This window comes from Bacillus sp. CDB3, from assembly GCF_002081505.1.
Classification (GTDB): Bacteria; Bacillota; Bacilli; order Bacillales; family Bacillaceae_G; genus Bacillus_A; species Bacillus_A cereus_AT.
Window position 1 is genome coordinate 77,590 of the sequence record NZ_ALBR01000033.1, and the last position, 22,983, is coordinate 100,572.

Sequence of the window (22,983 nt, forward strand, 5' to 3'; positions counted from 1 at the left end):
ATGGGTATGGGCTTACCCTACCTTTTCTTTTTTTTTGGAAAATTCTCACTCGGACTATTGACTTTATGAATGGATTTTTAATACAATTATATCTCGACTGAAAAAATTGGAACGGACAGGAGGGAATCATCAAATGAATAACATTTTTGAAGAAGAGTTACAACAAATGAAAGATACTTTATGTACTATGGATGATCAATTAGAACAGCTTGAAAAAATTCCGGTTTATTATGGAGAAGATTTTAAAGAGCAAATTTTTGAAAGTATGAGGGAGTCTAATAGACAAAGTTTACGGATTGGTGTACAAGAGCCGTATTTTGGAAGATTAGACTTTCAGGAGGATGGCAAGGAAGAAGTTATGCCGATTTATATCGGTAAAGTAGGTGTTTCAGATAAAGATACGATGAAACCAATTGTAATTGATTGGCGAGCACCTGTCGCAAGTATGTTTTATTCATTTACCGGTGGTGAAGAATTAGCATTTTATCATTCACCAGACGGATTAGTAGAAGGCGATGTTTATTTAAAACGAAACATTTCCATTCGAAAGAGAGAATTAGAACGTGTTGTTGATACATATGTAAAAGGAAATGAAGATGTCTCGCATGCTGATGATTTTCTTCTATATCGATTAGGTGAGAATAAAGATAATAAATTAAAAGATATCGTTTCGACTATACAATCGGAGCAAAATGATATTATTCGTGCGGAAAGAAACTTACCATTATTAATTCAAGGGGTTGCAGGGAGCGGAAAGACAACGATCGCTTTACATCGCCTTGCTTTTTTAATTTATGAATACCGTGAACAACTAGAAGCGGAGAGAATGATCGTATTCGCTCCAAACAGTTTGTTCTTAGACTATATTTCGAGTGTACTTCCGGAATTAGGTGTAGGAAATATTAGTCAAACAACGTTTCCAGATTGGGCATTGCGTCTGTTAGAGGGTTCGGTGAAACTGAAGAAGACAGAAGAAAAATTGAAAGAAGCTTTTTCAATTAATCGCGATGAAAAAAAGGTTATGCTAGGTAAATTGAAAGGCACGTTGGAATTTAAGTCGTTTATTGAAGAAAGAATGATTCAATTTGAAAAAGATTTAGTGCCAACAAAAGATTTTGAGGCATGGGATAAAGCTGTTATTCCAGTGGAAGACGTTAAAAAATGGATGCAGGTTGAATATAAACACTATCCATTAAAGAAAAGAAGAGAACGTTTAGTCGGCCGTATGAAGCGCTGGATTGAAATTGAGCTTAAAAAGTTTGGAGAAACAAACGAGAAAAAATTACTAAAAAAAGAAGCGACAAAGAGATTGAACACATATATGAATTTTTGGCCGAAAATGAGCCCGCTTTCACTATATAATTCAATAATAAAGAGTAAAGAAATACTCGAAGTATTACCTGAAGAACTTGTTCAAGAAACAGAAAAGAATTGTCGTAAAAAAGAAGTGTATGTAGAAGACTTACCAGCTTTAATTTACATACATCATCGCATAACAGGAATTGAAATTGGACAAAAGTTCCATCACGTCGTTATTGATGAAGCGCAAGATTTCTCGCCATTCCAAGTATATGTATTAAAAGAAATTACACTAGGTAATTCTTTCACTATATTAGGTGATTTATCTCAAGCGATTTATGATTATCAAGGAATTGAAGACTGGGGTGCTTTTAAGGAAGTATTCCAAGAAACAGGTTATTATGAACTGACGAGAAGTTATCGTTCTACAAAAGAAATTATTGAATTCGCGAATGAAATAATTAAAAATGCAGAGATTCCAGTAGGACTCGCAACACCAGTTTTCCGTAGCGGTGAAGATGTGAAGGTGATCCATGCAGAAGATCAATTCACTGAAATTATGAAGACGTTAAAGCATCTACAAAATGAAGATGTGAAAACAATTGCGGTAATTGGAAGAACAGATGATGAATGCCGTGATATATATGAAAAATTAACAAATGCAGGGTTGACAGTCAACGTTATTGAAGCAGATCAAAGTAAATATGAAGGTGGTATTTCGGTAGTACCTGTATACTTGGCGAAAGGATTAGAATTTGATGCAGTACTTCTAATAGATGTTGATGAAGAACATTACAAAAATACAAAACACGATGCGAAGTTATTGTATGTCGGATGTACAAGATCGCTTCATGATTTATGGATTTTCTATAGTGGGGAAGTATCACCTTTAATTAAGAGATAAAAATATATAATAAATTCAAGAGGCTTTTCTAGTAATGTACAGAAGACCTCTTGTTTTTCTATATAATAATACGGGGGAGAAAATAACTATGATAACAAAAGTAATAACAAAAAGAAATTGGGAAATCGCAAAAACAACTGGAGAAATTAATGAAGCCTCTCTTAAGGATGAGGGATTTATTCATTGTTCATTATTAGACCAAGCCTTAAAAGTTGCTCAAAAACATTTTAATCATGAAGAAGATGTTTTATTACTTATAATAGATCCCTCTCTTGTAAGAGCAGAAATAAAATATGAACTTGCTTCAAATGGTCAAGAATACCCACATGTATATGGAGTAATCAATGTTGAGGCGATTGTAGAGGTTGTCCCATTTTCTAAAGAAAAAGGAGAGTTTATATTACCAGAGATACAAAGTTAAGCGTGTTATAGATATTTAAGTTGGCTAGAAAAGCACAAATCATATAGTTTGTGCTTTTAATTATGTATTTTTTGGTAAATAATCATTGTTTTTGTCACACTAATACTGTACGATACATAGTATAAAACATATACTGTATAACATATAGTAATGGAAATGAGGTGAATACATGGATGCTTTATTAAATTCGTTAATTACTGAGCTAAGAAGAGGGACATTGACATTAGCGGTTTTAAGTCAACTAAGAACGCCGCAGTATGGATATTCACTTGTTCAATTGTTAGAAAAATCAGGCGTTATAATAGATCAAAGTACTTTATATCCACTACTTCGCCGGTTAGAAAAGCAAGAGCTGGTGACGAGTAGCTGGGATAAAACAGAGAGTAGACCTCGTAAATATTATGTTTTAAGTGAATATGGATTAGAGATATTCTTGCAGTTGAAAAAGGAATGGATAAAGGATTCGAAAGAACTTTATAACCTATTAAAGGAGGAGGACGAAAATGAATTTAATTGATATTTACGTCCATGAAGTTGCGAAGAGATTACCTGAAAAAAATCGTGAAGATATTACGCTTGAGCTACGGTCGACAATAGAGGATATGTTACCTGATGATTATAATGAGGAAGATGTAAAGAGCGTTCTCGAAAAATTGGGGAGTCCGGTTTCATTGGCTAATGGGTATTTGGATAGACCGATGCATTTAATTGGACCACGTTATTTTGATGTATATACGACGTTATTAAAAATGATTATACCAATTGCAGCTGTTATTGCGCTCATTTCAATGGTTGCAGAAAATTTTATAGGCTATAGTGGTGATCAAGCAGTATTAGATGTTATTTTAAAATTGATAGGTAAAGGCATTGGGGAAATTGTCGAAGTAGGCCTCCATGTATTTTTCTGGTTGACACTTGTATTTGCTGTTATAGAAAGAACTGATAAAGAAAAGGATCCACACCCATTAACAACAAGTTTAAAAAAATGGACGCCAGATGATTTGAAAAATATTTCGTATATCCCGAAGAAAAAGGCGATCTCAAAGTTTGAAGTTTTTGGAGGTTTAATGTGGACGGCAATATGGGCTACACTTTACTTTTATGCGAATCATCTTGTAGGCGTATATAATGGTACGGAAAACGGACTGAAGTTTGTCGCGCCAACTTTTAATCAAGATGTTTTACTTCAGTACTGGCCGATCGTTGTGATAATAATCGTTTTCGAAATCGGTATATCTCTGTATAAGTTAGTGCAAGGACAATGGACGCAAAGAGTGGCAATAGGGAATGCTATTCTTCAAGTAGCTGGAACAATAGTATTCATTGTAATTGTAGTAAATCCGCATTTATTTAACGAAGGGTTTATTACGTATGTGGCAAATGTGTTTACTATTTCCCCAGAGGAATTTAAAACGTGGTTAATCGGCGGTGGAATTTTCTTTTACACGTTGTCCGCTGTGATAAATATATTTGATGGTTTCCGAAAAGCTAGGATTCGCATATGGAAATGAGTCTGAAATTTCTGTAAGATAAAAATAATAAAAAGATAGTGAAAGAAGATAATCACTATGAAAGGAAGAAAACAATGATAAGGGAAGCAACTAAAAGAGATTTAGCATATATTTTAGATATTTATAATGATGCAATCCTTAATTCAACAGCTGTATATGCGTACAAACCTGTAAACCTTGAAAATAGAATAGATTGGTATGAACAAAAAAAGGCCGATGGCTATCCAATTTTAGTCTACGAGCTAGATAATAAAGTAGTAGGATTTGCGACATTTGGCCCCTTTAGGGCATGGCCTGCCTATAAATATTCAGTTGAACATTCTGTGTATGTTGATAAGGAATATAGAAAAAATGGTATTGGGTCCTGTTTAATGGAAGAATTAATCACAATTGCAAAAGAAAGAGAGTATATGACCTTAATTGCTGGAATTGATGCGGAAAATGAAAAAAGCATTGCAATGCATAAAAACTTCGGATTTGTTTATTCGGGAACAATAAAAAAGGCTGGTTATAAGTTCAATGGATGGCTAGATTTAGCTTTTTATCAATTGGAGCTTAACGGGCCTGGAAATCCTATCGAAGAATAGATGTATTCGTTATGCGTAATAATTAATTTAAAAAGGTAGTGTGAAGAAATTTCATACTATCTTTTTCTTATTGTATTCGTGAATATCATTTAACAAAAAAGGATTCTTATATTCTATATCGAATTTTGAGAAGATGATAAAACGATATAAAAAGAGGGATTAATATGCAGGCTGTCATTGGAAAAATAAAAGAAATACAAATTGGTCAAGTTGGAATACTTGTTTATTCAACAAAGAATGGAAATATAGTTGCTACCCATAACGATGAGCTATACGTTCCGTTAGCATCAGCAGCAAAAGTTGCAATTGGATTTGCAGTAGCAAAGATGGTAAAGGATAAACTAATTAGCTGGAGTGATAAACTTCATCACATTAAGTATAATCCAAATGAAGATAGTGCGCAGTTATATCCTCACTTACAAGACAGAGCTACATTAACACTTAGTAAAGCTGTTGAAGTAATGATAGCATGTCACGACAGCTATATCGCTCAGTCAATTGTTATGCACTGCGGAGGATGGGATACTATCAGAGAATATGTTTCAACGAACTTTTCCAAGATTCATATACAGGAAAACCCTAAAGATGAGAAAAATATTGGGGAATTAAAACAAGTTCTTTCGCTTTTATTACATATTTTCCAAGGATATAAATCCGCACCAGAATTATGGGAACCAATTATAAGTGGAATGGTAAGACAACAAGGAAAGTATGAAGGTATACCGTATTATCATCTAGCACATATGACAGGTGGATTATCCACGGCTACAATAAATATTGGTATAATAGGAATGTTTCATGAATTTCCGTTTCTTTATGTAATTGGAGGTAAAGATTTACCTAATCGATTTAATAATAAAATGGTAGATGAAACAATTACAGAAGCTTTGAAGTGTTTGTACAAAGAATATAAAAAAGTATCGCGGGGTGAATGATTGAAAAGAAACTTAAAAACTTCAACGATTATCATTTTAATTGTAACAATTATTGCTTTGGAAGTTGGCATCGCGTTATATGATCGTACATTGTCATTAGATACTATTTACTTTGCAGCGATTCTCATTTGTATTGTATTGCTTTTTGGTACACGTGTTTCTGAAGTGAAAGAAAGTACATCGAAACAGAGACGAAGAAAAACAGCTCTTATATTTTGGCCATCTATTTTATTATTAATCGCTAGTTTTGCCGTTATAAGTTATGTGAGAACTGGTTATGTCTCTGTACCAGGGATAATTGGGTTTTCTTGCTTTATTATATATGGTGGATTTGTATTCATTAGTATATTAAAGAGAAGAAATAGAAATTAATTATAGTTTACTAAGTTGAAAGGAAGAAATATATGAAACGCATAGAGAATGGTACTCGCACTGAAGGAGAATACATAAAAAATAAAGTAATTCAATATAACATGTCTATTTTAACGGATGAAGTAAAGCAACCGATGGAACAAGTAAGCTTCGTAGTGAAAGATGAAGATGGAAAAATCTTTGGCGGGGTAACAGGAACGATGTATTTTTATCATCTTCATATCGATTTTTTATGGGTTGATGAATCTGTTCGTCATGATGGTTATGGTAGTCAATTGTTACATAAAATAGAAGAAATTGCGATGGAAAAAGGATGTAGACTCATTTTACTAGATTCATTTAGTTTCCAAGCACCAGATTTTTATAAAAAGCACGGATACCGAGAATATGGTGTTGTTGAAGATCATCCTAAAGGGCATAGTCAACACTTTTTTAGAAAAGAGATTATAATAATATTATGTATACTAATTGAGGGGAGAAAAAATGTACACGTATAAATTACAACATGAACAACCAATCTGTGTAGAAAAAATAAAGAAACTTTACGATTCTGTAGGCTGGTGGCCAGAAAGAAAAGAAGTCGATATTGAAAAGATGTTAAAGAATTGCATAGCAATTGGAGTATGGGAAGAAAACGAATTAATTGGATTTGCTAGAGTCGTTTCAGATGGTGTTTTTCGAGCGTACATAGAAGATGTTGTCGTACATGAGAGTGTAAGAAATAAAGGTATTGGAGAGAATATGCTTACAATGTTACTGAAAGAGATATCTCATATTGATATTGTTAGTCTATTTTGCGGAGAGAAACTAATAAAGTTTTATGGTGAACAGCAATTTCAAGCGACGAAGCAGATTGTGATGCATCGTAATCAAACAGTGAAAGAATAAGAGGTGCCAATTAGAATGAATGCAACAAGAGCGTATTGTTTATCGAAAAGAAAAGCGACAGAGGATTCTCCAGATGGCTGGAGTGCAACATGTATGAGGCTCAATAATAAAATATTTGCGATAGTAAACCATGAAGAAGGGGAAAAAGCTGCGATTACATTAAAATGTGATCCAGAACTCGCATTAAGAATAAGAGAAGATTACCCAGAAACAATAATTCCTGGATATCATATGAACAAAAAGCATTGGAATACAGTGTATATACATAAAGATGTAGGACAAGAACAAATTAATAAGATGATAGATTGGTCGTATGATTTAGTATTACAATCGTTTTCAAAGAAAAAGCAACAAGAGTTATTGGATTAAATACAAAGTAAAGTTGACTATAAATAGCTAGTAAAATGATTATATTTTACTAGCTATTTGCAGTTTTACATTATATATTAGGAGATTTTGAAATGAATACGAAACGAAATAGATTACTATATGCAATGTTTACTATAGTTGTTATTATTTTAGGTCTTAGTTCAAGAAAGTTTGCTTTTGCGTTACCTGATTTATTAAATGATTACTTAGGTGATGCTTTATGGGCACTAATGATTTTTACGGGATTTGGTTTCTTATTTCCTAAAATAGAAATGAAGAAATTAGCTTTTATTAGTTTGATATTTTGCTACGGGATTGAAATTAGCCAATTGTACCATGCGGAATGGATTGATAGCATTCGCGCAACGACTTTAGGTGGACTCGTATTAGGTTACGGATTTTTATGGAGTGATTTAGTGGCTTACACAATTGGTGTTGGAGTAGGAATGCTTTGCGAGTCTATGTTACGGAAAAAATAAGAGATTTAAAAAAGGGGGATTTGTATATGGAGCATGCACTGGAAATTGCAAAGTTTTGGTTTCAAGATAAAGATGTCACAGCTACTGAAATTCAACCAAACGTAACGAAGATTCATTGTAATAAAAAAGCGTATATTTTAAAGAAAAAGGGATCGATAAAACAGTTTTTAGTTGAACTAAATGTATTAGAACAGCTTCATGAAAAAGGAGTTAAAGTACAAAAATTAGTAAAAACGAGAAATGATGAAAGGTACGTATTTTATAAAGAGAAGAATTATTGTTTGTACGAATATGTTGCCGGAAGTGTACTAGAAATAAAAGATACAGAAAAGCTAAAAGTGCTAGGAAGCAAAATTGGAGAGGAAATAGCTAATTTACATCACGAACTAAATTCAGTGAATAGTGCTAACGAGTTAATAAAAAGAGAGTTATATAAAGTGGTATACGAATGGGCTTTACCGAATTTAGTAAAGAATGAGCATGTTCATCGGAATGTAATTCGAAAAATGGGTCAAATACATACAGCTTTCAAGGAAACGGTTCACTCATTACCGAAACAAATTATTCATCGCGATATGCACTTATCAAATGTAATCTTTAAAGAAAGTGATTTTCAAGGGTTTATCGACTTTGAGCTTCTAGAAGAAAACGTTAGAGTATTCGATTTATGCTATTGCTGTACAAGTATTTTAAGTGAGATATTTAGTGATGAAACATTAAGAGGGAAATGGTTACAAATTGTAAGTGGAATTTTTAAAGGATATTATAAGCAAAACATTTTAACGAGAGAAGAATTACAATCAATTTGGTATGTAATGCTTTCAATTCAAGTTATATTTATTACTTATTTTTTTCAGTTAAAAGATTTACTAAAGTTAAATGAAGAGATGTTTTTATGGATTTTTGCTAATAAGGATGATATTGAAGAATCTATAGAAAGAATCGTACTCATATGAAAAAAATTATATTAATTGGTTCTGGTGGTTCAGGAAAATCTACATTAGCAAGGCAGTTAGGTAATAAACTAAATATTAAGGTGCATCATCTTGATGCTTTATTTTGGAAACCGAATTGGGAAGGTGTTCCGAGGGAGGAACAAAGAACAGTTCAAAATGACTTAATTAAAGAAGAAAAGTGGATTATTGATGGGAATTATGGCGGGACAATGGATATAAGAATTAACGCAGCTGATACAATTATCTTTCTTGATATTCATAGAACAATATGTGTTTATCGTGCTTTTAAAAGAATTGTGCACTATAGGAATAAAACAAGACTGGATGTGAAGAAAGATTTGACTTGCAATTTTTTAAATGGATATGGAAATATCCTAAGTCGAAAAGACCTGTAATTATAACAAGACTGGATCAATTAAAAAAGCATAAAAGAGTTATTATTTTAAAAACACCAAGTGAGGTTCAACGATTCTTAAAGGAAGTACGGTAAGTATAAATTAGTGCATTAAAAGAATTAAATTATGTTCCATTTTGAATTGGAGGGATAATATTGAATGAAATCATTCGCTCGACTGATTCTTTTATGGTAAAAGTTCCAACAGGAGAGGTAGTATTAAGAGATGATCGAATAAAAAAGAATGGAAAGTTCAAGTTAAACCATTTCTTCTTGCAAAATATGCTGTAACGATGGAAGTATATGATGCTATTATGAATCATACACCAAGTATATTCAAAGATAATAATAAACCAGTTGTAAATATCTCATGGAATGATGCCATTACGTTCTGTAATTTACTTTCAAAAAAAGCGGGATTAAAAGAGTATTATTCTATTAGTGATAACGGTCAAAAGGTTAGTTGTAACTTAGATTCAAACGGCTACCGATTACCTTCTGAAGCAGAGTGGCAATATGCGTGTAAGGCAGGAACTACTGGATACATATATGGAGAGCTTAAAGAGATTGCTTGGTATAATGAAAACTCAGATGGACATATTCATGAGGTCGGGAGAAAAGAACCGAATGCATGGGGATTATATGATATGTTAGGGAACGTTTGGGAATGGTGTTATGATTTGTATGATGAAAAGGTGTATGGATCGTACCGGATTTTCCGGGGCGGTAGCTGGGCTGAAGAAGCGAGAGGGTGCGGTGCTACTTGTCGCCGCCGTAGCCATCCTACATTTCATATAGATGATCTTGGATTTAGGCTCGCTAGGTCCATTTAGAAGGAGAATAAAAGATAGGAGTATAGGAAGTCCTGTACTCCTAATGACATCATACAAATCATTTAACTTAAGGAGTGTTTAAAATGTCACGTGTATTATTTATTAATGCTGGATCAGAAGGTCATATTAATCCAACAATTAAAGTTGTAGAAGAACTTATTTCACGCGGGGAAGAGGTCGTTTATTTTTCAATAGAAGCTTTCAAGGAGCGTATTGAAAAAACAGGTGCTACTGTACGAACAATTGACGACCAAAAGTTTATAAAAGCTTTTCTTTCCGGTGGTCGAAATTATTTACCAGAGAGAATAAATGGTCTTTTACATACAGCAGATGTTATCATACCAAGTGTTCTTGAACAAATTGAAGGAGAACATTTTGATTACATCATTCACGATTCTATGTTTGGCTGTGGACATCTAATTTCTCAAATTCTTAAGCTACCAGCAATTAATTCATGTACATCTTTTGCGCAGGATGAAAAATCATTTAAACAAATGTTAGACCATCTTTCGAAAAATATCCCAGCGGAAGTTCATGATAAAATAAATGATGATTTTCAATACTTAACAAAAGGAATTGTAGAAAAATATGGTGTTGAAATAAAATCACCGTATGAAGTATTCTGTAATCCAGCGCCACTTACTATTGTGTATACAATTAAGGAGTTCCAACCTTTTGGAGATACGTTTGATGAGACATTTAAATTTATTGGACCATCTATTTCTACACCAATAGTAAAAAATAGTTTAGATTTTAATTTAATTAAAGAGAAGAGCCCGATTTATATTTCACTAGGTACTGTTTTTAATGAAGTGATTGATTTTTATAAACTTTGTTTTAAGGCATTTAAAAATAGTGAGCATACAATTGTAATGTCTATTGGGGGTAAAACGAAAATAAGTGATTTAGGTGATATTCCGAAAAACTTTATTGTGAAAAATTATGTACCACAAATTGAACTTCTTACATATACAAAATTATTTATTACACACGGCGGGATGAACAGTACACATGAAGGACTTTATAATGGGGTGCCACTAATTGTAATTCCGCAAAGTGCGGATCAGCCAGTAATCGCAAAGCAAGTTGAGAATCTCGGAGCGGGAGTTAAATTGCGAATGGAGGAATTAACTGTAAGTCAATTACGTGAAACAGTAGATTATGTGTTAGGAGATTCATCTTTTCATAAAGCTGTTGCGAATGTGAAGGATTCCTTCCGGAAGTCAGGTGGGTATGAGCAAGCTGTTGATGAGATTTTAAAGTTTAAAAGTAAATACGATATTTAATTCAAAAATTAAATTCATATAAAAACAAGTGTCTATATTACATGGTGTAGGCATTTTTTGCTAATATATATTAACAGTTTCGTGTTATATAAAGTGGTGCTACCCATTCATCCTTAAGTTGATGGGTAGCACCACTTTTTCGAATAAAAAGAAGAAATTTCTTAATATTAAGATATAAACTTAAATTTCTATGTTTGTTCCATATTACGCTTTATAATGATAAAATGGTATTTTGTGGTTATTAAAATTGTATCATCCTATTAAAATGCTATTTAAATAAATAGATATAAAGGGGTAATTAGAATATGGAAGAAGAAAATAATGTTTCAATTAAGAAAATGTGGAAGATAACTAATCCTTCTAAAATTCATTTTATCTCAGGATTAGTATTATCTATTGTTTCAAGTGTAATTTCATTGATCATACCTTTATTAATAAAAGATATAATGGATGAACTTTCGAAAGGGATATCTTTTGGTTTAATAATTCAAATTTCTATTTTATTAATTTTGGAAATAATTTTTTCGGCTTTTTCTCTTTATCTACTATCTAAAGTAGGGGAAGAAATAGTGAAAAACTTGCGTGATAGACTCTGGGATAAGTTATTAAAATTACCTGTAAAATATTACAATGATAACAAATCTGGTGAGATGGTAAGTAGAATAACTAGTGATACTACAGCAATAGTGAATATTATCTCATCTGAAATTGTTGATTTAATCACGAGTTGTATAACATTAATACTTTCTTTAATTATTTTGTTTACGTTAGATGTTCCAATGACATTGGTTTTGATTTTAGTAGTACCGATAACCCTTTTTATTGTAATTCCTTTGGGAGAGAAGGTATATGACCTTTCTTTTCAAGAACAAAATAAAATGTCTCAGTTGACGGCTTATTTATCACAAACTCTTTCTGAAATTAAGCTTGTGAAATCTTATAATACTGAATTGAAAGAAGCGGAAAATGGCAAAAAACATTTTGAGTTTCTTTATAAGAATGGAATAAAGAGGGCTAAAATTAATTCTATATTAACTCCAGTTTTAGGGACATTTACTACTATTGTTTTAATTGGTGTAATAGGTTTTGGCGCCTGGAGGGTAGATCAGGGGCTAATTAGTTCTGGTGAGTTAGTGGCGTTTTTATTGTATTTGTTTCAAATTATGTCTCCTTTTATACAAATGAATCATTTTTTAACGAGTTTTCAAGAAGCAAAAGGATCTATGAAAAGATTATTTGAAATTTTAGAAGAAGAAGAGGAAGTTCAAGTTGTTACTAAAACATGTATTGGATCTCCAACACAATTAGAGTTTAAAAATGTTTCTTTTAAATATGATGAAAAAGAGAATGTTATTGAAGATATTTCTTTTAAAATTAAAAAAGGAACTTTAACAGCACTAGTTGGACCAAGTGGTTCTGGAAAAAGTACGGTATTTTCGTTAATAGAAAGATTTTATGATCCAACTAATGGAGATATTTTATTAGATGATGTATCTTATAAAAATATACATGTAGAAGAATGGAGACAGAAATTTAGTTATGTTTCGCAAGATACTCCAATTTTTTCAGGTACAATTAGAGATAACATTTTATATGGACAAAATGAAAAGGTTACAGATGATATATTGGTAGAAATTGCAACATTTGCAAATGCACATGAATTTATTGGCAGTTTATCGGATGGTTATAATACGCAGGTAGGAGAAAGAGGTAATCAACTTTCAGGTGGACAAAAACAACGTATTGCAATAGCTAGAGCCTTAATGCGTGGTACAGATTTTCTATTATTAGATGAGGCTACAGCAAATCTCGATTCTGATTCAGAAAAACAAGTACAAAAAGCTATAAATACATTAATTCATAAACAAACAACTTTTGTAATAGCACATAGGTTGTCTACCATTATAAATGCTGATCAAATTATTGTATTAGAGGATGGTAGAATTACAGGTTTTGGAACTCATGATGAGTTATTAAGTAATCATGAGTATTATCAAAGAGCTATTAAACAACAATTCGAAAGACAATAATTTACAAATTTATGCGGATTTAATAGGGAAATTAAAAATCCATTACAGTGAAGAATAGGGTGCAGAAAGGGTATTATATGAATCCATAATACAGATTCATATAATACCCTTTTTATCCCTCCTAACTCCAACTTCAACGATCGGCTGTTAAATCGAAGGAGTTAGGAGGGATATTAACTGCCCGTAAAAGCCCGATAGGTGTGGCTAATAATCAGTGTGGATGAACAAAACCTCCATTGATTAAAGTTTCATTTTATTACGCCAATACTTTCGTCATAAGAATATGCGCAATTCCATCTTCCATAAATACATCAGAAGAAGTTTGATAGCCTAATTTTTCATAAAACCCTTCAGCTTGTGTTTGACCATGTAGTTTAACTTTGTTTGCTTCTTTGTTACGAGCAATCTCTTCTAGTGCTTTGATTATTACTTTGCCTAATCCGTATTTGCGATAGTCTTTTAAAATACAAATTCGTTCTAGTTTACCCATTCCGTCAACGAATCGTATACGACCAGTTCCTACAGGAAGCTCATTATAATAAACTAAAATATGTTTACATTTCTCACCGATTTCATCAAATTTATCGAATTCATCTTCAAGTGGGACACCTTGTTCTTTTACAAAGACTTCTTTTCGAATGTGAAAGGCAGTTTCTAAATCTGTAAGTTCTGTTATGAGTTTGGATTGCAAATTGTTCAGCCCTTTCTAGTGTGATATGAATGTGTTTTCATAGTATATCATACTGTAATGCTATAAAAGCAAAAAGAAAAAACTGACTTGCGAAAGTCAGTTTTTAAAATTGTTAATATTCTTTTATACCGTTTTCTGTTCCGATGATCGCTTTGCTCGTCATATTGATAAATAATCCTGTTTCAACTACACCGGTAATCATTTTTAACTTTGTATGTGTTTCATTTGGATTCAGTATTTTGTTTGGAAAAATACTATCAATAATTAAATTGCCGTTATCAGTTATAAATGGTCTGCCATCTTTCATACGTAAACGTGTTTCGCATCCTAAATCTTGCATTCGCTTTTCAGTTTTCTTCCAAGAGAAGGGGATGATTTCAATAGGAAGTGGAAAGACACCTAAGTGTGAAACGAGTTTGGATTCATCTGCAATAATAATAAGTTTTTTAGAGGAAGAGGCAACAATTTTTTCACGAAGTAATGCACCACCGCCGCCTTTTATTAACTGTAAATTTGAATTAATTTCATCTGCTCCATCAATTGTGAGATCAAGTATATCAATTTCATTTAAAGAGATTAGCGGAATAGATAATTGTTTTGCTAATACTTCAGTTTCTTTTGATGTCGGTACAGCTTGAATAGATAACCCTTCTTGTACACGGTGACCTAACTTTTGTATCGTCCAATATACGGTTGAACCCGTACCAAGTCCAATCGTCATACCATCTCTTACAAAGCCAGCAGCATATTCGCCTGCAAGCTGTTTTAAATTCATCATTTTACTCCGCTGGGCGTGGTCCAGCATCTAAACCGGAATTTTCAACTGTAAGTATAGGGCGAACAGTAATATCTTTATGTACACGCATTTGGCACGATAATCGTAAGTGGTCTTCAATTCCTTTTTCCGTAATAGCTTGTTTTTCATCATTTGTCGCCTCACAAAAATCACCTGCAATGACTTCAACTCGGCAAGTTGTACATCTGGCTTTGCCACCGCAACGATGAAGAATGTGTACACCGTTATCTTCAAGTGCTAATACTAATTTCGTTCCTTCTTTAATATCAAAAGTTCCGGTACCTTCCACTGTTAATTTTGGCAAATTGATTCCTCCTCATGTAAAATTCTATATAACATATTTATGACCCGTATCCATGAACATAAACATAAAATTTATTAAAAGCACCGTAACTTTTTATTTGTTCAATCGTTTAATAAGTAAGCGCTGAAAAGGAGTGGTTATTTTGTGCACAAAAGTAACTCAGGTTTTAAAGAATCATATCGATATGAATCATTCAAATATAAATTTATTAATTGAACATTATGCAGAGGTAAAAAGATACTGTACGTTTTTGACGAAGAATAAATGGGATGGGGAAGACCTTGCCCAAGAAGCAATTTGCAAAGTTCTTCAAAAGTATAGTGAGAAGAAAATTTGTATAACGCTTCTGTATAAAATTGCTCGAAATCAATGGTTAGATCAAATGAAATCAAAATCCGTTCAAGAAAAGTTAGAACAGCAAATTACATTTGAAGAACCACATGAAAAAATTGCAGATTTGCATGAAATGGTAGGGGAATTATTGTCTTCGTTAAATGTGCAACAGTCTGTAATTTTATTATTAAAGGATGTTTTTCAATATAGTATCGCGGATATTGCTAAAGTATGTTCGGTATCAGAAGGTGCAGTAAAAGCATCGTTATTTAGGAGTAGAAATAGGCTGAAAACTGTAAGTGAAGAAGGAATTGAAATAGTGGAGTACACGGATGATGTTGAAATCGTTGTAACTTCTATTCGTGAAGAAAGACCTGAATTGTTGACGAAACTTCTCCCAACAATAGACTTCACTAAGTTACCATCAATACAACCGGTGTTATTATTCAGTATGAAAAAACCTTCTTTTTACAGTTGTATGCTTAGTGCGGCATAAAATAGATGGAGGGATTTAATATGAATGCAATTCCTTACGTAGTAGAACAAACGAAATTAGGAGAACGCTCCTATGATATATATTCAAGATTATTAAAAGACCGAATTATTATGATTGGTTCAGAAATTAACGATCAAGTTGCAAGCAGTGTTGTAGCACAATTATTATTTTTAGAAGCGGAAGATGCAGAAAAAGATATATTCCTGTATATCAATAGTCCGGGTGGTTCAACCACAGCGGGATTTGCAATATTAGATACGATGAACCTTATTAAACCAGATGTGCAAACACTTTGCATGGGTTTTGCGGCATCATTTGGTGCGCTTTTACTATTAGCTGGCGCAAAGGGAAAAAGATTTGCGCTCCCTAATAGTGAAATCATGATTCATCAGCCACTTGGCGGTGTAAAAGGGCAAGCAACAGAAATTGAAATTACAGCAAAAAGAATATTAAAATTAAAACACGATATAAATAAAATTATCGCAGAGCGAACAGGGCAACCAGTTGAAAAAGTAGCACATGACACAGAAAGAGATTATTTTATGACGGCAGAAGAAGCGAAGGAATATGGAATTGTTGATGCAGTTATTGAGAGAAAATAACATGAAGCAGGCTAGAGAATATGCTAAATTCTCTAGCCTGTTTTTGTCATTCTTTATTCTTTTATCCATTCATCAACTAACGCTTGATTCTTTTCGATCCATTTTCGCGCAGCTTCTTCCGGATCTTTCGTTTTATTTAACATGACCATTAATGTACCAAGCTGTTCATCGTTCATTTTCCATTTATCAAAGTATTTCACGATATCCGGATGATCTTTTTCGAAACCTTTACGAACAGAGTAATAAATGTCATCTTTTTCACCATATACTTTCTTAGGGTCTTTTAAATATTTTAAGTCAAATTCTGAAAAGCCCCAATGAGGGTTCCAGAGTGTGACAGCGATTGGTTTCTTTTTCGTATATGCCTTCTTTAGTTCGCTCATCATCGCAGCTTCTGAAGATTGGACAAGTTTTAGTTTTATATCATATTCCTTCATTGCTTTATTCGTTAAATTCATAAGACTACTGCCAGGTTCAATCCCGACAATTTTATTTTCTAGCTCATCTTTATGTGTATTTAAGTCTTCAATGCTGTTAACGTTTTTCACATAAGAAGGGACGACTAAACCAAGCCCGGTACCTTCATACCATTTTGATTTTAAGACAATGTCATTTTTATATCGATTATTTAAAGGCTTATCCGTAACAGGTAGCCATACTTCTAAATTAGCATCAACATCACCACGAGCGACGCCAGTCCAAATTGCCGCTTTTTCTAAATACATGAGTTCAACTTTGTAGCCTTTTTGTTCTAATAACACTTTCCACATATTTGCGGTTGCGATATTTTCTTTCCAGCTTGTTACACCAAGTTTAATTTTCCCCTTCGAATTAGCATTTGTTGTATTACATGAAGTGAAAATTATAGTAATAAATAATGAAAGGCATATAAGCCATATTTTCTTTCGCATCGAAAACCTCCTAAGTAACGTTTGCCTTTTTAAATAAATGTATAAGTAAGCATTCTTATTATGAACGGAAATGAGAATTTTAAAGAAAGCTTATGAATGTCATTTTTATGTAATATTTCTTTGTAAAATCGCAACACTATGTAAATAGATGGGTAGGAAAGGAGTAGCTGTATGAAAAATACGAAAGTTCGTGTCGAGAACGTAACAAAAGTTTTCGGGAAAAATCCTCAAAGAGCCGTTGCTTTATTAAAGGAAGGAAAAAGTAAATCTGAAATTTTAAAAGAAACGGGAATGAATGTGGGTGTTAAAAAGGCAACATTCGATGTGTATACAGGTGAAATATTTGTCATTATGGGGTTATCCGGTAGCGGAAAATCAACGCTAGTTCGAATGCTAAATCAATTAATTAAACCGACAGCAGGGCATATATACATAGATGGTGAAGACATCGCTACGATGGGAAAAGAAGAGTTGCGAAGAGTGAGAAGAACGAAGATGAGCATGGTGTTTCAAAAGTTCGCTTTATTTCCGCACCGTACAGTGATACAAAACGTTGCGTACGGGTTAGAAATTCAAGGAGTTCCAGTTGAGGAACGAGAAAATAAAGCGTTAGAATCGCTACAGTTAGTAGGACTTGATCATCATAAAGATAATTATCCAAGTCAACTTAGTGGTGGTATGCAGCAGCGTGTTGGAATTGCAAGGGCATTAACAAATAATCCAGATGTATTGTTAATGGATGAGTCATTTAGTGCTTTAGATCCACTGATTCGCAAAGAAATGCAAGATGAGTTATTAGAGTTACAAGATAAAATGGAGAAAACAATCATTTTTATTACTCATGACCTAGATGAAGCCCTTCGAATTGGTGATCGAATTGCACTAATGAAAGATGGAGAAGTTGTACAAATTGGAACACCAGAAGAAATTATGATGAGCCCTGCAAATGAATTTGTAGAGAGATTCGTCGCGGATGTAAATTTAGGAAAAGTAATTACAGCAGAATCTATTTTAAAAAGACCAGAAACGTTATTAATCGATCGTGGACCACGTGTAGCTCTGCAAATTATGAGAAATGCAGGTGTCTCTACGGTATATGTTGTGAACAAAAAGTATGAGTTTTTAGGTATTTTAACAGCGGATGATGCAAGTAAAGCAGTAAAAAAACAGTGGCCAATTGCTGATTTATTACTTAACGATATTCCACATGTGTATTTAGATACTTTACTTGAGGAAACGTATGCAAAAATGGCGGAAATGAAATATCCGTTACCCGTAATTGATGAAAAGAAAAGGTTAAGAGGAATTATTAAACGTGAAAGTGTCATTCAAGCTCTTGCAGGAAACATCGAGGAAGAGGTGAAAGACGATGAATAATATTCCGCGCATTCCGTTAGGGGAATGGGTTGATACATTTGTTGCGAGTTTATATGAACACTTTGAAGGGTTGTTCCGAGGGTTCTCATATATTATCGGCGGATTCGTTGATTTACTCACTAATTTTTTAATAATAATACCAGCCATATTGATGATTATTATCCTATGTTTCCTCATTTGGTACACGACACGAAAAGTATCTTTAGTCATTTTTACCCTTATCGGTTTATTGTTTATATTAAATATTAATTATTGGGAACAAACGATGCAAACATTAGCACTCGTTCTTACTTCAGTTATTATTTCAATTATTGTCGGAATTCCAATTGGCATTTTAGCATCTCAAAATGAACGCTTCTCAAAGTTTTTAAAGCCCACATTAGATTTCATGCAAACAATGCCAGCCTTCGTTTATTTGATACCAGCCATTACGTTTTTTGGTGTAGGAGTTGTACCTGGTATTATCGCATCAGTAATTTTCGCTATGCCACCGACAATTCGTTTTACAGACTTAGGAATTAGACAAGTTCCAGAAGATTTAATTGAAGCTGCGAATGCATTTGGCTCTACCGCATCACAAAAATTATTTAAAGTACAATTACCACTCGCAACTGGAACGATTATGGCTGGAGTGAACCAAAGTATTATGCTTTCGCTATCAATGGTTGTAACAGCTTCACTTGTAGGAGCGCCAGGACTTGGCGTCGATGTATATCGCTCTGTTACACAAGTAAATATCGGAATGGGATTTGAAGCTGGACTAGCTATCGTCGTGATTGCGATTATATTAGACCGCATTACACAAGGATTTCATACAAAAAGAAAATAATGCAAAAAACACACTTTATACAACAAAGTGTGTTTTTTGCATTCGAATTACATACGAACAATAACAGAACCTCCAGCTGGTGCACAAACTTGGTTTTGCTGTTGTTCCATTGATTTAATTAAATGATTATTTTCCTCGATTAAAGAGATTAATTTAGCTAATTGGCTTTCAAGGCTTGCGATGCGCTGCATCATGTATTGCGAATCATAATGCAGTGTATTCCTTGCAGTATGAGGTGAGTAAACATATTGTTGATTTAAGTTTGGATTCCAATGAGGATGCATTTGAATCGTTCCTCCTTCAATGAATTACGAATCTTTCTTATAGTAAATGCCTATGTATATTTAATGGTTACTCGAAAATTTTTTCATAATAAGAGGAGTATGTACAGAAAATGGAAAAGTAATATATTTTAAAGTATATTTTTATGGAATATTCAAGTGAACAGTGAATATATTAGAATATCATTACGTTTGTGTAAATGGATATTAAACAGGGAGAAATGATGGGAGGAGATGCAATTTTGTCTAAAAATAAAAAAGAAATGATGCTATGACAATTGGTGTCGCTATAGGTGTTGTAATCGGTGTAATTCCTGGTGTATTTACTGATCATATAGCAACCGGAATAGCGATTGGGATTGCAGTTGGAATTGGGATTACGGTTTTGAAGAAATAATGTGTTGCAAACTTTTAATATGAAATTTGTTTAAATCGTAGAATGTAAATTTATAGAAAAAATGACGATTCAAGAGATTGAATTTTCGGAATATAAACCCTGTTTTTCCTTTTTATATGATATTATAAATGGAAAGGATGGTGATGGATATGTCAATAAACAATCAAGCAGAACAAAACTGCTTTATTTGCGAAAAACATAAAGGAAACATTACAGTTCCAGGTGGTGCTATATATGAAGACGATCTCATATACGTTGGACATGTTCATTGGGATACAGAAGAAACATATCTTGGTTACGTAATGATTGATATAAAAAGACATGTACCTGGTCTCGCTGAATTAACTGAAAATGAGGCAAAAGCATTCGGACTTATAACAAGTAGAATAAGTAAAGCGTTAAAAGAAAGCGAAGGTGCAGAACATATTTACACTTTCGTTTCAGGGAATGGTGTACCCCATATGCATATGCACATCATACCGCGTTATCCGAATACACCGAAAGAGTTTTGGTCACCAACTGAAGTAGCGGGATGGACAGGTGCACCGCATGGAGGTTCAGAGCAAATACAAAAATTATGTGAAAGAATACGAAAGTATATGGTAAATGAGTATGCATATAACAAATAATACACAATATTCATGGGTTGGAAGTAGAGAGATGTGTTTAGATGAAGTTTCGGTAAAGCAATATGGTGATATCGTACTTGGTAAATACGGCGGAAATATAAGTGCCAGAGCAAAAAAGAATGAAGACGGTGCATTAGTTTGGTCGAATGGTGATTGGGAATTCGCCGTTATATTAGACGGACATAATAGTGCAGAAAGTGTTGATTTAGTAGTAAATACAATCCAAAAAGAATATGAAAATATAAAAGCGATTATGAAAGAATCAATTAAAACAGTATTTCGATCTGTTGAAAATCATATACTTACAATTTTTCAATCACAATCATTTAAAGAAAAGTGCAAAAGAGTAAAAGGTGAAACAGCTTGCTTAATATGTATAAGAAAAGAAAATTATATATGGTGGCTATCTATTGGCGATTGTTTAGTTTATGTATTTCATGAAGAATTACATAAATTAGGACAATATACTTTGAATCAACGCCATTTTTATGAGTGGATTGGTAATGTTAACACATTTGATTTATCCGTTCCGTGCTATTCGTCAGGAGTTCGTGAATTGCGTACTGGAAAGAATCGAATTGTAATGGTGACAGATGGGGTATTAGAATGTGGAGAACGTCTATATGAAACACCTGTAAATTTGTATAATGCTATGAATAGAAATGATAAAACACTTAAAGAAAATATTCACAATGTTTTAGAACACGTGCATCATCAGTTGGGACAAGATAGTGCGACAATTATTAGTTGGGACGTCGAAAATAAAGGAAATGCTACGTATCCGAGTGATCAGCCGGAGAAAATTAAAGTGAAAAAATAAAAAAGGAGAGGGTTATCTGTCAATTACGAAAATATCCTTATTAATTTTATGGGTGCTATCTTTATTGTTTTTTGAAAGAATAGCGAGAAGACAGTTAAATGTACCGAAACAAAAAGGATGGAATAACCAATATGTGAATGATACACATAAGTGGGGAAATAGAATTATCATTTTCTCTTATATAGTTGTTATTACTATAAGCACTTTTCTTCCCATTCATATATTTATGGGCTATGTACCTCTTTTGTTTTTTATTACGTTATATGGATTTAAATCATTTGTGGAGTGGAAATATGATAAGGAATCGCGTGAGTTTTTGATTTCATTATTAGGAGTTGCAGCATTAATAATAACAGGGTGCATAATATATTTCTTTCTTTAATATATTATGAATTTAAAGCAAGAAGGAGAGAAGAAGTGAAAAGACCTTTATTACGTGCAGAAGCGATCATTTTTAATGAAGATCATTCAAGAATACTCGTTCAATAACCGTTAATATAGTCCACTTTATTTTAAACAATTCAATGAAGTAATAGGAGGGATGATATTGAGAACCTATACATTTTGGATTATAATTTTTGTTTTTTGTATATCGGGCTACTTTTTGGATCGATTTTTAAGAAAAAAATTGAATATGCCAAAGAGCGGGTTTTGGGGATATAATAAATATGTAAATAGCTTACATAAAAAATTGGAAATAGGACTGCTTTTTGTATATTTAATAATTAGTTTTATTTACATCTTTAAATTCGAAAGCACTAATATTTGGTTTATCATTTTCACTTATTTAGGGGTTACGTGGATCCTAAGGACATGGATGGAATGGAAGTATGATAGAGAATCGAAAGAATATATTTTTTCGATAATTGGATTATTTGCATTTATTTTTATGACTTCGATGCTATTTTACTTCGTTCCACCTGCTACATAATAAAAATATTGATGCGAGAGATATAAGAGGATGGATTATTTTGGATTTAACCGTAATTTTAAAATGGATTCATAAAAAATATAAAGAGCAATCACTTATAATAATAGGTATTGATGGTACAAATGTTGAAATCATAAAGTAAATAGTAACCATTTATCTGAAAGATGATAAATGGTTACTATTTGTGTTAAAGTTACATTTTCTTAAAACTCCTCAAAACAAGAACTCCACAATCTCCAAGGAAGGACTCTCTTCGCAAAGATCATAAATTTTACACCTTTCCCAATTCGGGTATCGTAATGTAGTACGCCTTGCTTCAGCA

General features: G+C 32.9%; 27 protein-coding genes and 4 pseudogenes. 25 read left to right on the forward strand and 6 right to left on the reverse strand.

All coding sequences use genetic code 11. The features are described from left to right. Positions 1-133 precede the first annotated feature (133 nt). The 16 genes and pseudogenes from CDB3_RS10415 to CDB3_RS10490 all read left to right on the forward strand — a co-directional run bounded on the left by CDB3_RS10415 (position 134) and on the right by CDB3_RS10490 (position 13,264). A complete protein-coding gene (locus tag CDB3_RS10415) occupies positions 134-2,203 on the forward strand; it encodes a HelD family protein (protein WP_128854413.1) in 2,070 nt (689 codons plus the stop codon). Positions 2,204-2,291: 88 nt separating this feature from the next. After that, a complete protein-coding gene (locus CDB3_RS10420) occupies positions 2,292-2,624 on the forward strand; it encodes a DUF952 domain-containing protein (RefSeq protein ID WP_128854414.1) in 333 nt (110 codons plus the stop codon). A 169-nt stretch (positions 2,625-2,793) separates the two neighbouring features. Beyond that, entirely contained in the window at positions 2,794-3,141 is a 348-nt protein-coding gene (locus tag CDB3_RS10425) for a PadR family transcriptional regulator (RefSeq protein WP_128854415.1), read from the forward strand. Then, the gene (locus tag CDB3_RS10430; RefSeq protein WP_128854416.1) at positions 3,128-4,135 is read left to right on the forward strand and encodes an HAAS signaling domain-containing protein; all 1,008 of its coding nucleotides are present in this window, start codon (positions 3,128-3,130) and stop codon (positions 4,133-4,135) included. Before CDB3_RS10425 ends, CDB3_RS10430 begins: the two co-directional genes overlap by 14 nt. A gap of 74 nt (positions 4,136-4,209) precedes the next feature. Further along, positions 4,210-4,722 carry a GNAT family N-acetyltransferase gene (locus CDB3_RS10435; protein WP_128854439.1) on the forward strand — a complete coding sequence of 171 codons (513 nt, stop codon included), beginning with the start codon at positions 4,210-4,212 and terminating at the stop codon, positions 4,720-4,722. 164 nt (positions 4,723-4,886) lie between these two features. Further along, on the forward strand, positions 4,887-5,657 hold the full coding sequence (locus CDB3_RS10440; protein ID WP_128854417.1) for a serine hydrolase: 771 nt from the start codon (positions 4,887-4,889) through the stop codon (positions 5,655-5,657). Next, the gene (locus CDB3_RS10445; protein ID WP_128854418.1) at positions 5,658-6,029 is read left to right on the forward strand and encodes a hypothetical protein; all 372 of its coding nucleotides are present in this window, start codon (positions 5,658-5,660) and stop codon (positions 6,027-6,029) included. A 32-nt stretch (positions 6,030-6,061) separates the two neighbouring features. Next, entirely contained in the window at positions 6,062-6,526 is a 465-nt protein-coding gene (locus CDB3_RS10450) for a GNAT family N-acetyltransferase (protein ID WP_128854419.1), read from the forward strand. After that, positions 6,513-6,917: a GNAT family N-acetyltransferase gene (locus CDB3_RS10455; RefSeq protein ID WP_128854420.1), complete on the forward strand. Its 405-nt coding sequence runs from the start codon at positions 6,513-6,515 to the stop codon at positions 6,915-6,917. The genes CDB3_RS10450 and CDB3_RS10455 overlap by 14 nt, the downstream gene beginning before the upstream one ends. A gap of 15 nt (positions 6,918-6,932) precedes the next feature. Then, positions 6,933-7,286, forward strand: coding sequence for an MmcQ/YjbR family DNA-binding protein (locus CDB3_RS10460; protein ID WP_016091529.1), 354 nt, complete (start codon positions 6,933-6,935; stop codon positions 7,284-7,286). A gap of 92 nt (positions 7,287-7,378) precedes the next feature. Then, positions 7,379-7,765: a ribosomal maturation YjgA family protein gene (locus CDB3_RS10465; RefSeq protein WP_128854421.1), complete on the forward strand. Its 387-nt coding sequence runs from the start codon at positions 7,379-7,381 to the stop codon at positions 7,763-7,765. 26 nt (positions 7,766-7,791) lie between these two features. Further along, entirely contained in the window at positions 7,792-8,721 is a 930-nt protein-coding gene (locus tag CDB3_RS10470) for a phosphotransferase enzyme family protein (protein WP_128854422.1), read from the forward strand. Continuing rightward, positions 8,718-9,211 (forward strand): annotated as a pseudogene (locus CDB3_RS10475) (DNA topology modulation protein). The gene CDB3_RS10470 and the pseudogene CDB3_RS10475 overlap by 4 nt, the downstream one beginning before the upstream one ends. Before the next feature lie 60 nt (positions 9,212-9,271). Continuing rightward, a pseudogene (locus CDB3_RS10480) lies at positions 9,272-9,948 on the forward strand (formylglycine-generating enzyme family protein). Positions 9,949-10,031: 83 nt separating this feature from the next. Next, entirely contained in the window at positions 10,032-11,234 is a 1,203-nt protein-coding gene (locus tag CDB3_RS10485; RefSeq protein WP_128854423.1) for a macrolide family glycosyltransferase, read from the forward strand. Positions 11,235-11,539: 305 nt separating this feature from the next. After that, positions 11,540-13,264 carry an ABC transporter ATP-binding protein gene (locus tag CDB3_RS10490; protein WP_128854424.1) on the forward strand — a complete coding sequence of 575 codons (1,725 nt, stop codon included), beginning with the start codon at positions 11,540-11,542 and terminating at the stop codon, positions 13,262-13,264. 256 nt (positions 13,265-13,520) lie between these two features. Here CDB3_RS10490 and CDB3_RS10495 read toward each other — a convergent pair whose 3' ends face one another. The 3 genes from CDB3_RS10495 to CDB3_RS10505 form a co-directional block, all read right to left on the reverse strand. Beyond that, positions 13,521-13,955, reverse strand: a complete 435-nt coding sequence (locus tag CDB3_RS10495; protein WP_128854425.1) for a GNAT family N-acetyltransferase — start codon at positions 13,953-13,955, stop codon at positions 13,521-13,523. 112 nt (positions 13,956-14,067) lie between these two features. Then, positions 14,068-14,730, reverse strand: coding sequence for a ribose 5-phosphate isomerase A (rpiA, locus tag CDB3_RS10500; protein ID WP_128854440.1), 663 nt, complete (start codon positions 14,728-14,730; stop codon positions 14,068-14,070). Between the two features lie 4 nt (positions 14,731-14,734). After that, positions 14,735-15,055, reverse strand: a complete 321-nt coding sequence (locus tag CDB3_RS10505; RefSeq protein WP_001125405.1) for a 2Fe-2S iron-sulfur cluster-binding protein — start codon at positions 15,053-15,055, stop codon at positions 14,735-14,737. Between the two features lie 142 nt (positions 15,056-15,197). Here CDB3_RS10505 and CDB3_RS10510 point away from each other — a divergent pair, with 142 nt between their 5' ends. Both CDB3_RS10510 and clpP read left to right on the forward strand, forming a co-directional pair. Beyond that, positions 15,198-15,884: an RNA polymerase subunit sigma-70 gene (locus tag CDB3_RS10510; RefSeq protein WP_128854426.1), complete on the forward strand. Its 687-nt coding sequence runs from the start codon at positions 15,198-15,200 to the stop codon at positions 15,882-15,884. Between the two features lie 20 nt (positions 15,885-15,904). Then, the gene (clpP, locus tag CDB3_RS10515) at positions 15,905-16,486 is read left to right on the forward strand and encodes an ATP-dependent Clp endopeptidase proteolytic subunit ClpP (RefSeq protein WP_128854427.1); all 582 of its coding nucleotides are present in this window, start codon (positions 15,905-15,907) and stop codon (positions 16,484-16,486) included. Between the two features lie 53 nt (positions 16,487-16,539). Here the strand turns inward: clpP and CDB3_RS10520 are convergent, their stop codons facing one another. Next, entirely contained in the window at positions 16,540-17,397 is an 858-nt protein-coding gene (locus CDB3_RS10520) for a glycine betaine ABC transporter substrate-binding protein (RefSeq protein ID WP_128854428.1), read from the reverse strand. A gap of 171 nt (positions 17,398-17,568) precedes the next feature. On the opposite strand from CDB3_RS10520, the gene CDB3_RS10525 reads away from it, so the two are divergent. Together CDB3_RS10525 and CDB3_RS10530 are read left to right on the forward strand one after the other, a co-directional pair. Next, a complete protein-coding gene (locus tag CDB3_RS10525) occupies positions 17,569-18,774 on the forward strand; it encodes a quaternary amine ABC transporter ATP-binding protein (RefSeq protein WP_128854429.1) in 1,206 nt (401 codons plus the stop codon). Further along, positions 18,767-19,603, forward strand: a complete 837-nt coding sequence (locus CDB3_RS10530) for an ABC transporter permease (protein WP_128854430.1) — start codon at positions 18,767-18,769, stop codon at positions 19,601-19,603. Before CDB3_RS10525 ends, CDB3_RS10530 begins: the two co-directional genes overlap by 8 nt. A 47-nt stretch (positions 19,604-19,650) precedes the next feature. On the opposite strand, the gene CDB3_RS10535 is transcribed toward CDB3_RS10530, so the two are convergent. After that, positions 19,651-19,887, reverse strand: a complete 237-nt coding sequence (locus CDB3_RS10535; protein ID WP_128280232.1) for a hypothetical protein — start codon at positions 19,885-19,887, stop codon at positions 19,651-19,653. Positions 19,888-20,108: 221 nt separating this feature from the next. On the opposite strand from CDB3_RS10535, the pseudogene CDB3_RS32045 reads away from it, so the two are divergent. From CDB3_RS32045 to CDB3_RS10555, 5 genes and pseudogenes are all read left to right on the forward strand, one after another. Next, a pseudogene (locus CDB3_RS32045) lies at positions 20,109-20,281 on the forward strand (glycine zipper domain-containing protein). A gap of 137 nt (positions 20,282-20,418) precedes the next feature. Continuing rightward, entirely contained in the window at positions 20,419-20,910 is a 492-nt protein-coding gene (locus CDB3_RS10540) for an HIT family protein (protein ID WP_128854441.1), read from the forward strand. Beyond that, entirely contained in the window at positions 20,894-21,730 is an 837-nt protein-coding gene (locus CDB3_RS10545; RefSeq protein WP_128854431.1) for a PP2C family serine/threonine-protein phosphatase, read from the forward strand. Before CDB3_RS10540 ends, CDB3_RS10545 begins: the two co-directional genes overlap by 17 nt. A gap of 64 nt (positions 21,731-21,794) precedes the next feature. Then, positions 21,795-22,112, forward strand: coding sequence for a DUF4181 domain-containing protein (locus CDB3_RS10550; RefSeq protein ID WP_128854432.1), 318 nt, complete (start codon positions 21,795-21,797; stop codon positions 22,110-22,112). Between the two features lie 165 nt (positions 22,113-22,277). Next, positions 22,278-22,661, forward strand: a complete 384-nt coding sequence (locus tag CDB3_RS10555; RefSeq protein WP_128854433.1) for a DUF4181 domain-containing protein — start codon at positions 22,278-22,280, stop codon at positions 22,659-22,661. A gap of 193 nt (positions 22,662-22,854) precedes the next feature. On the opposite strand, the pseudogene CDB3_RS10560 reads toward CDB3_RS10555, so the two are convergent. Next, positions 22,855-22,983 (reverse strand): annotated as a pseudogene (locus CDB3_RS10560) (short-chain dehydrogenase); the annotation flags it as partial.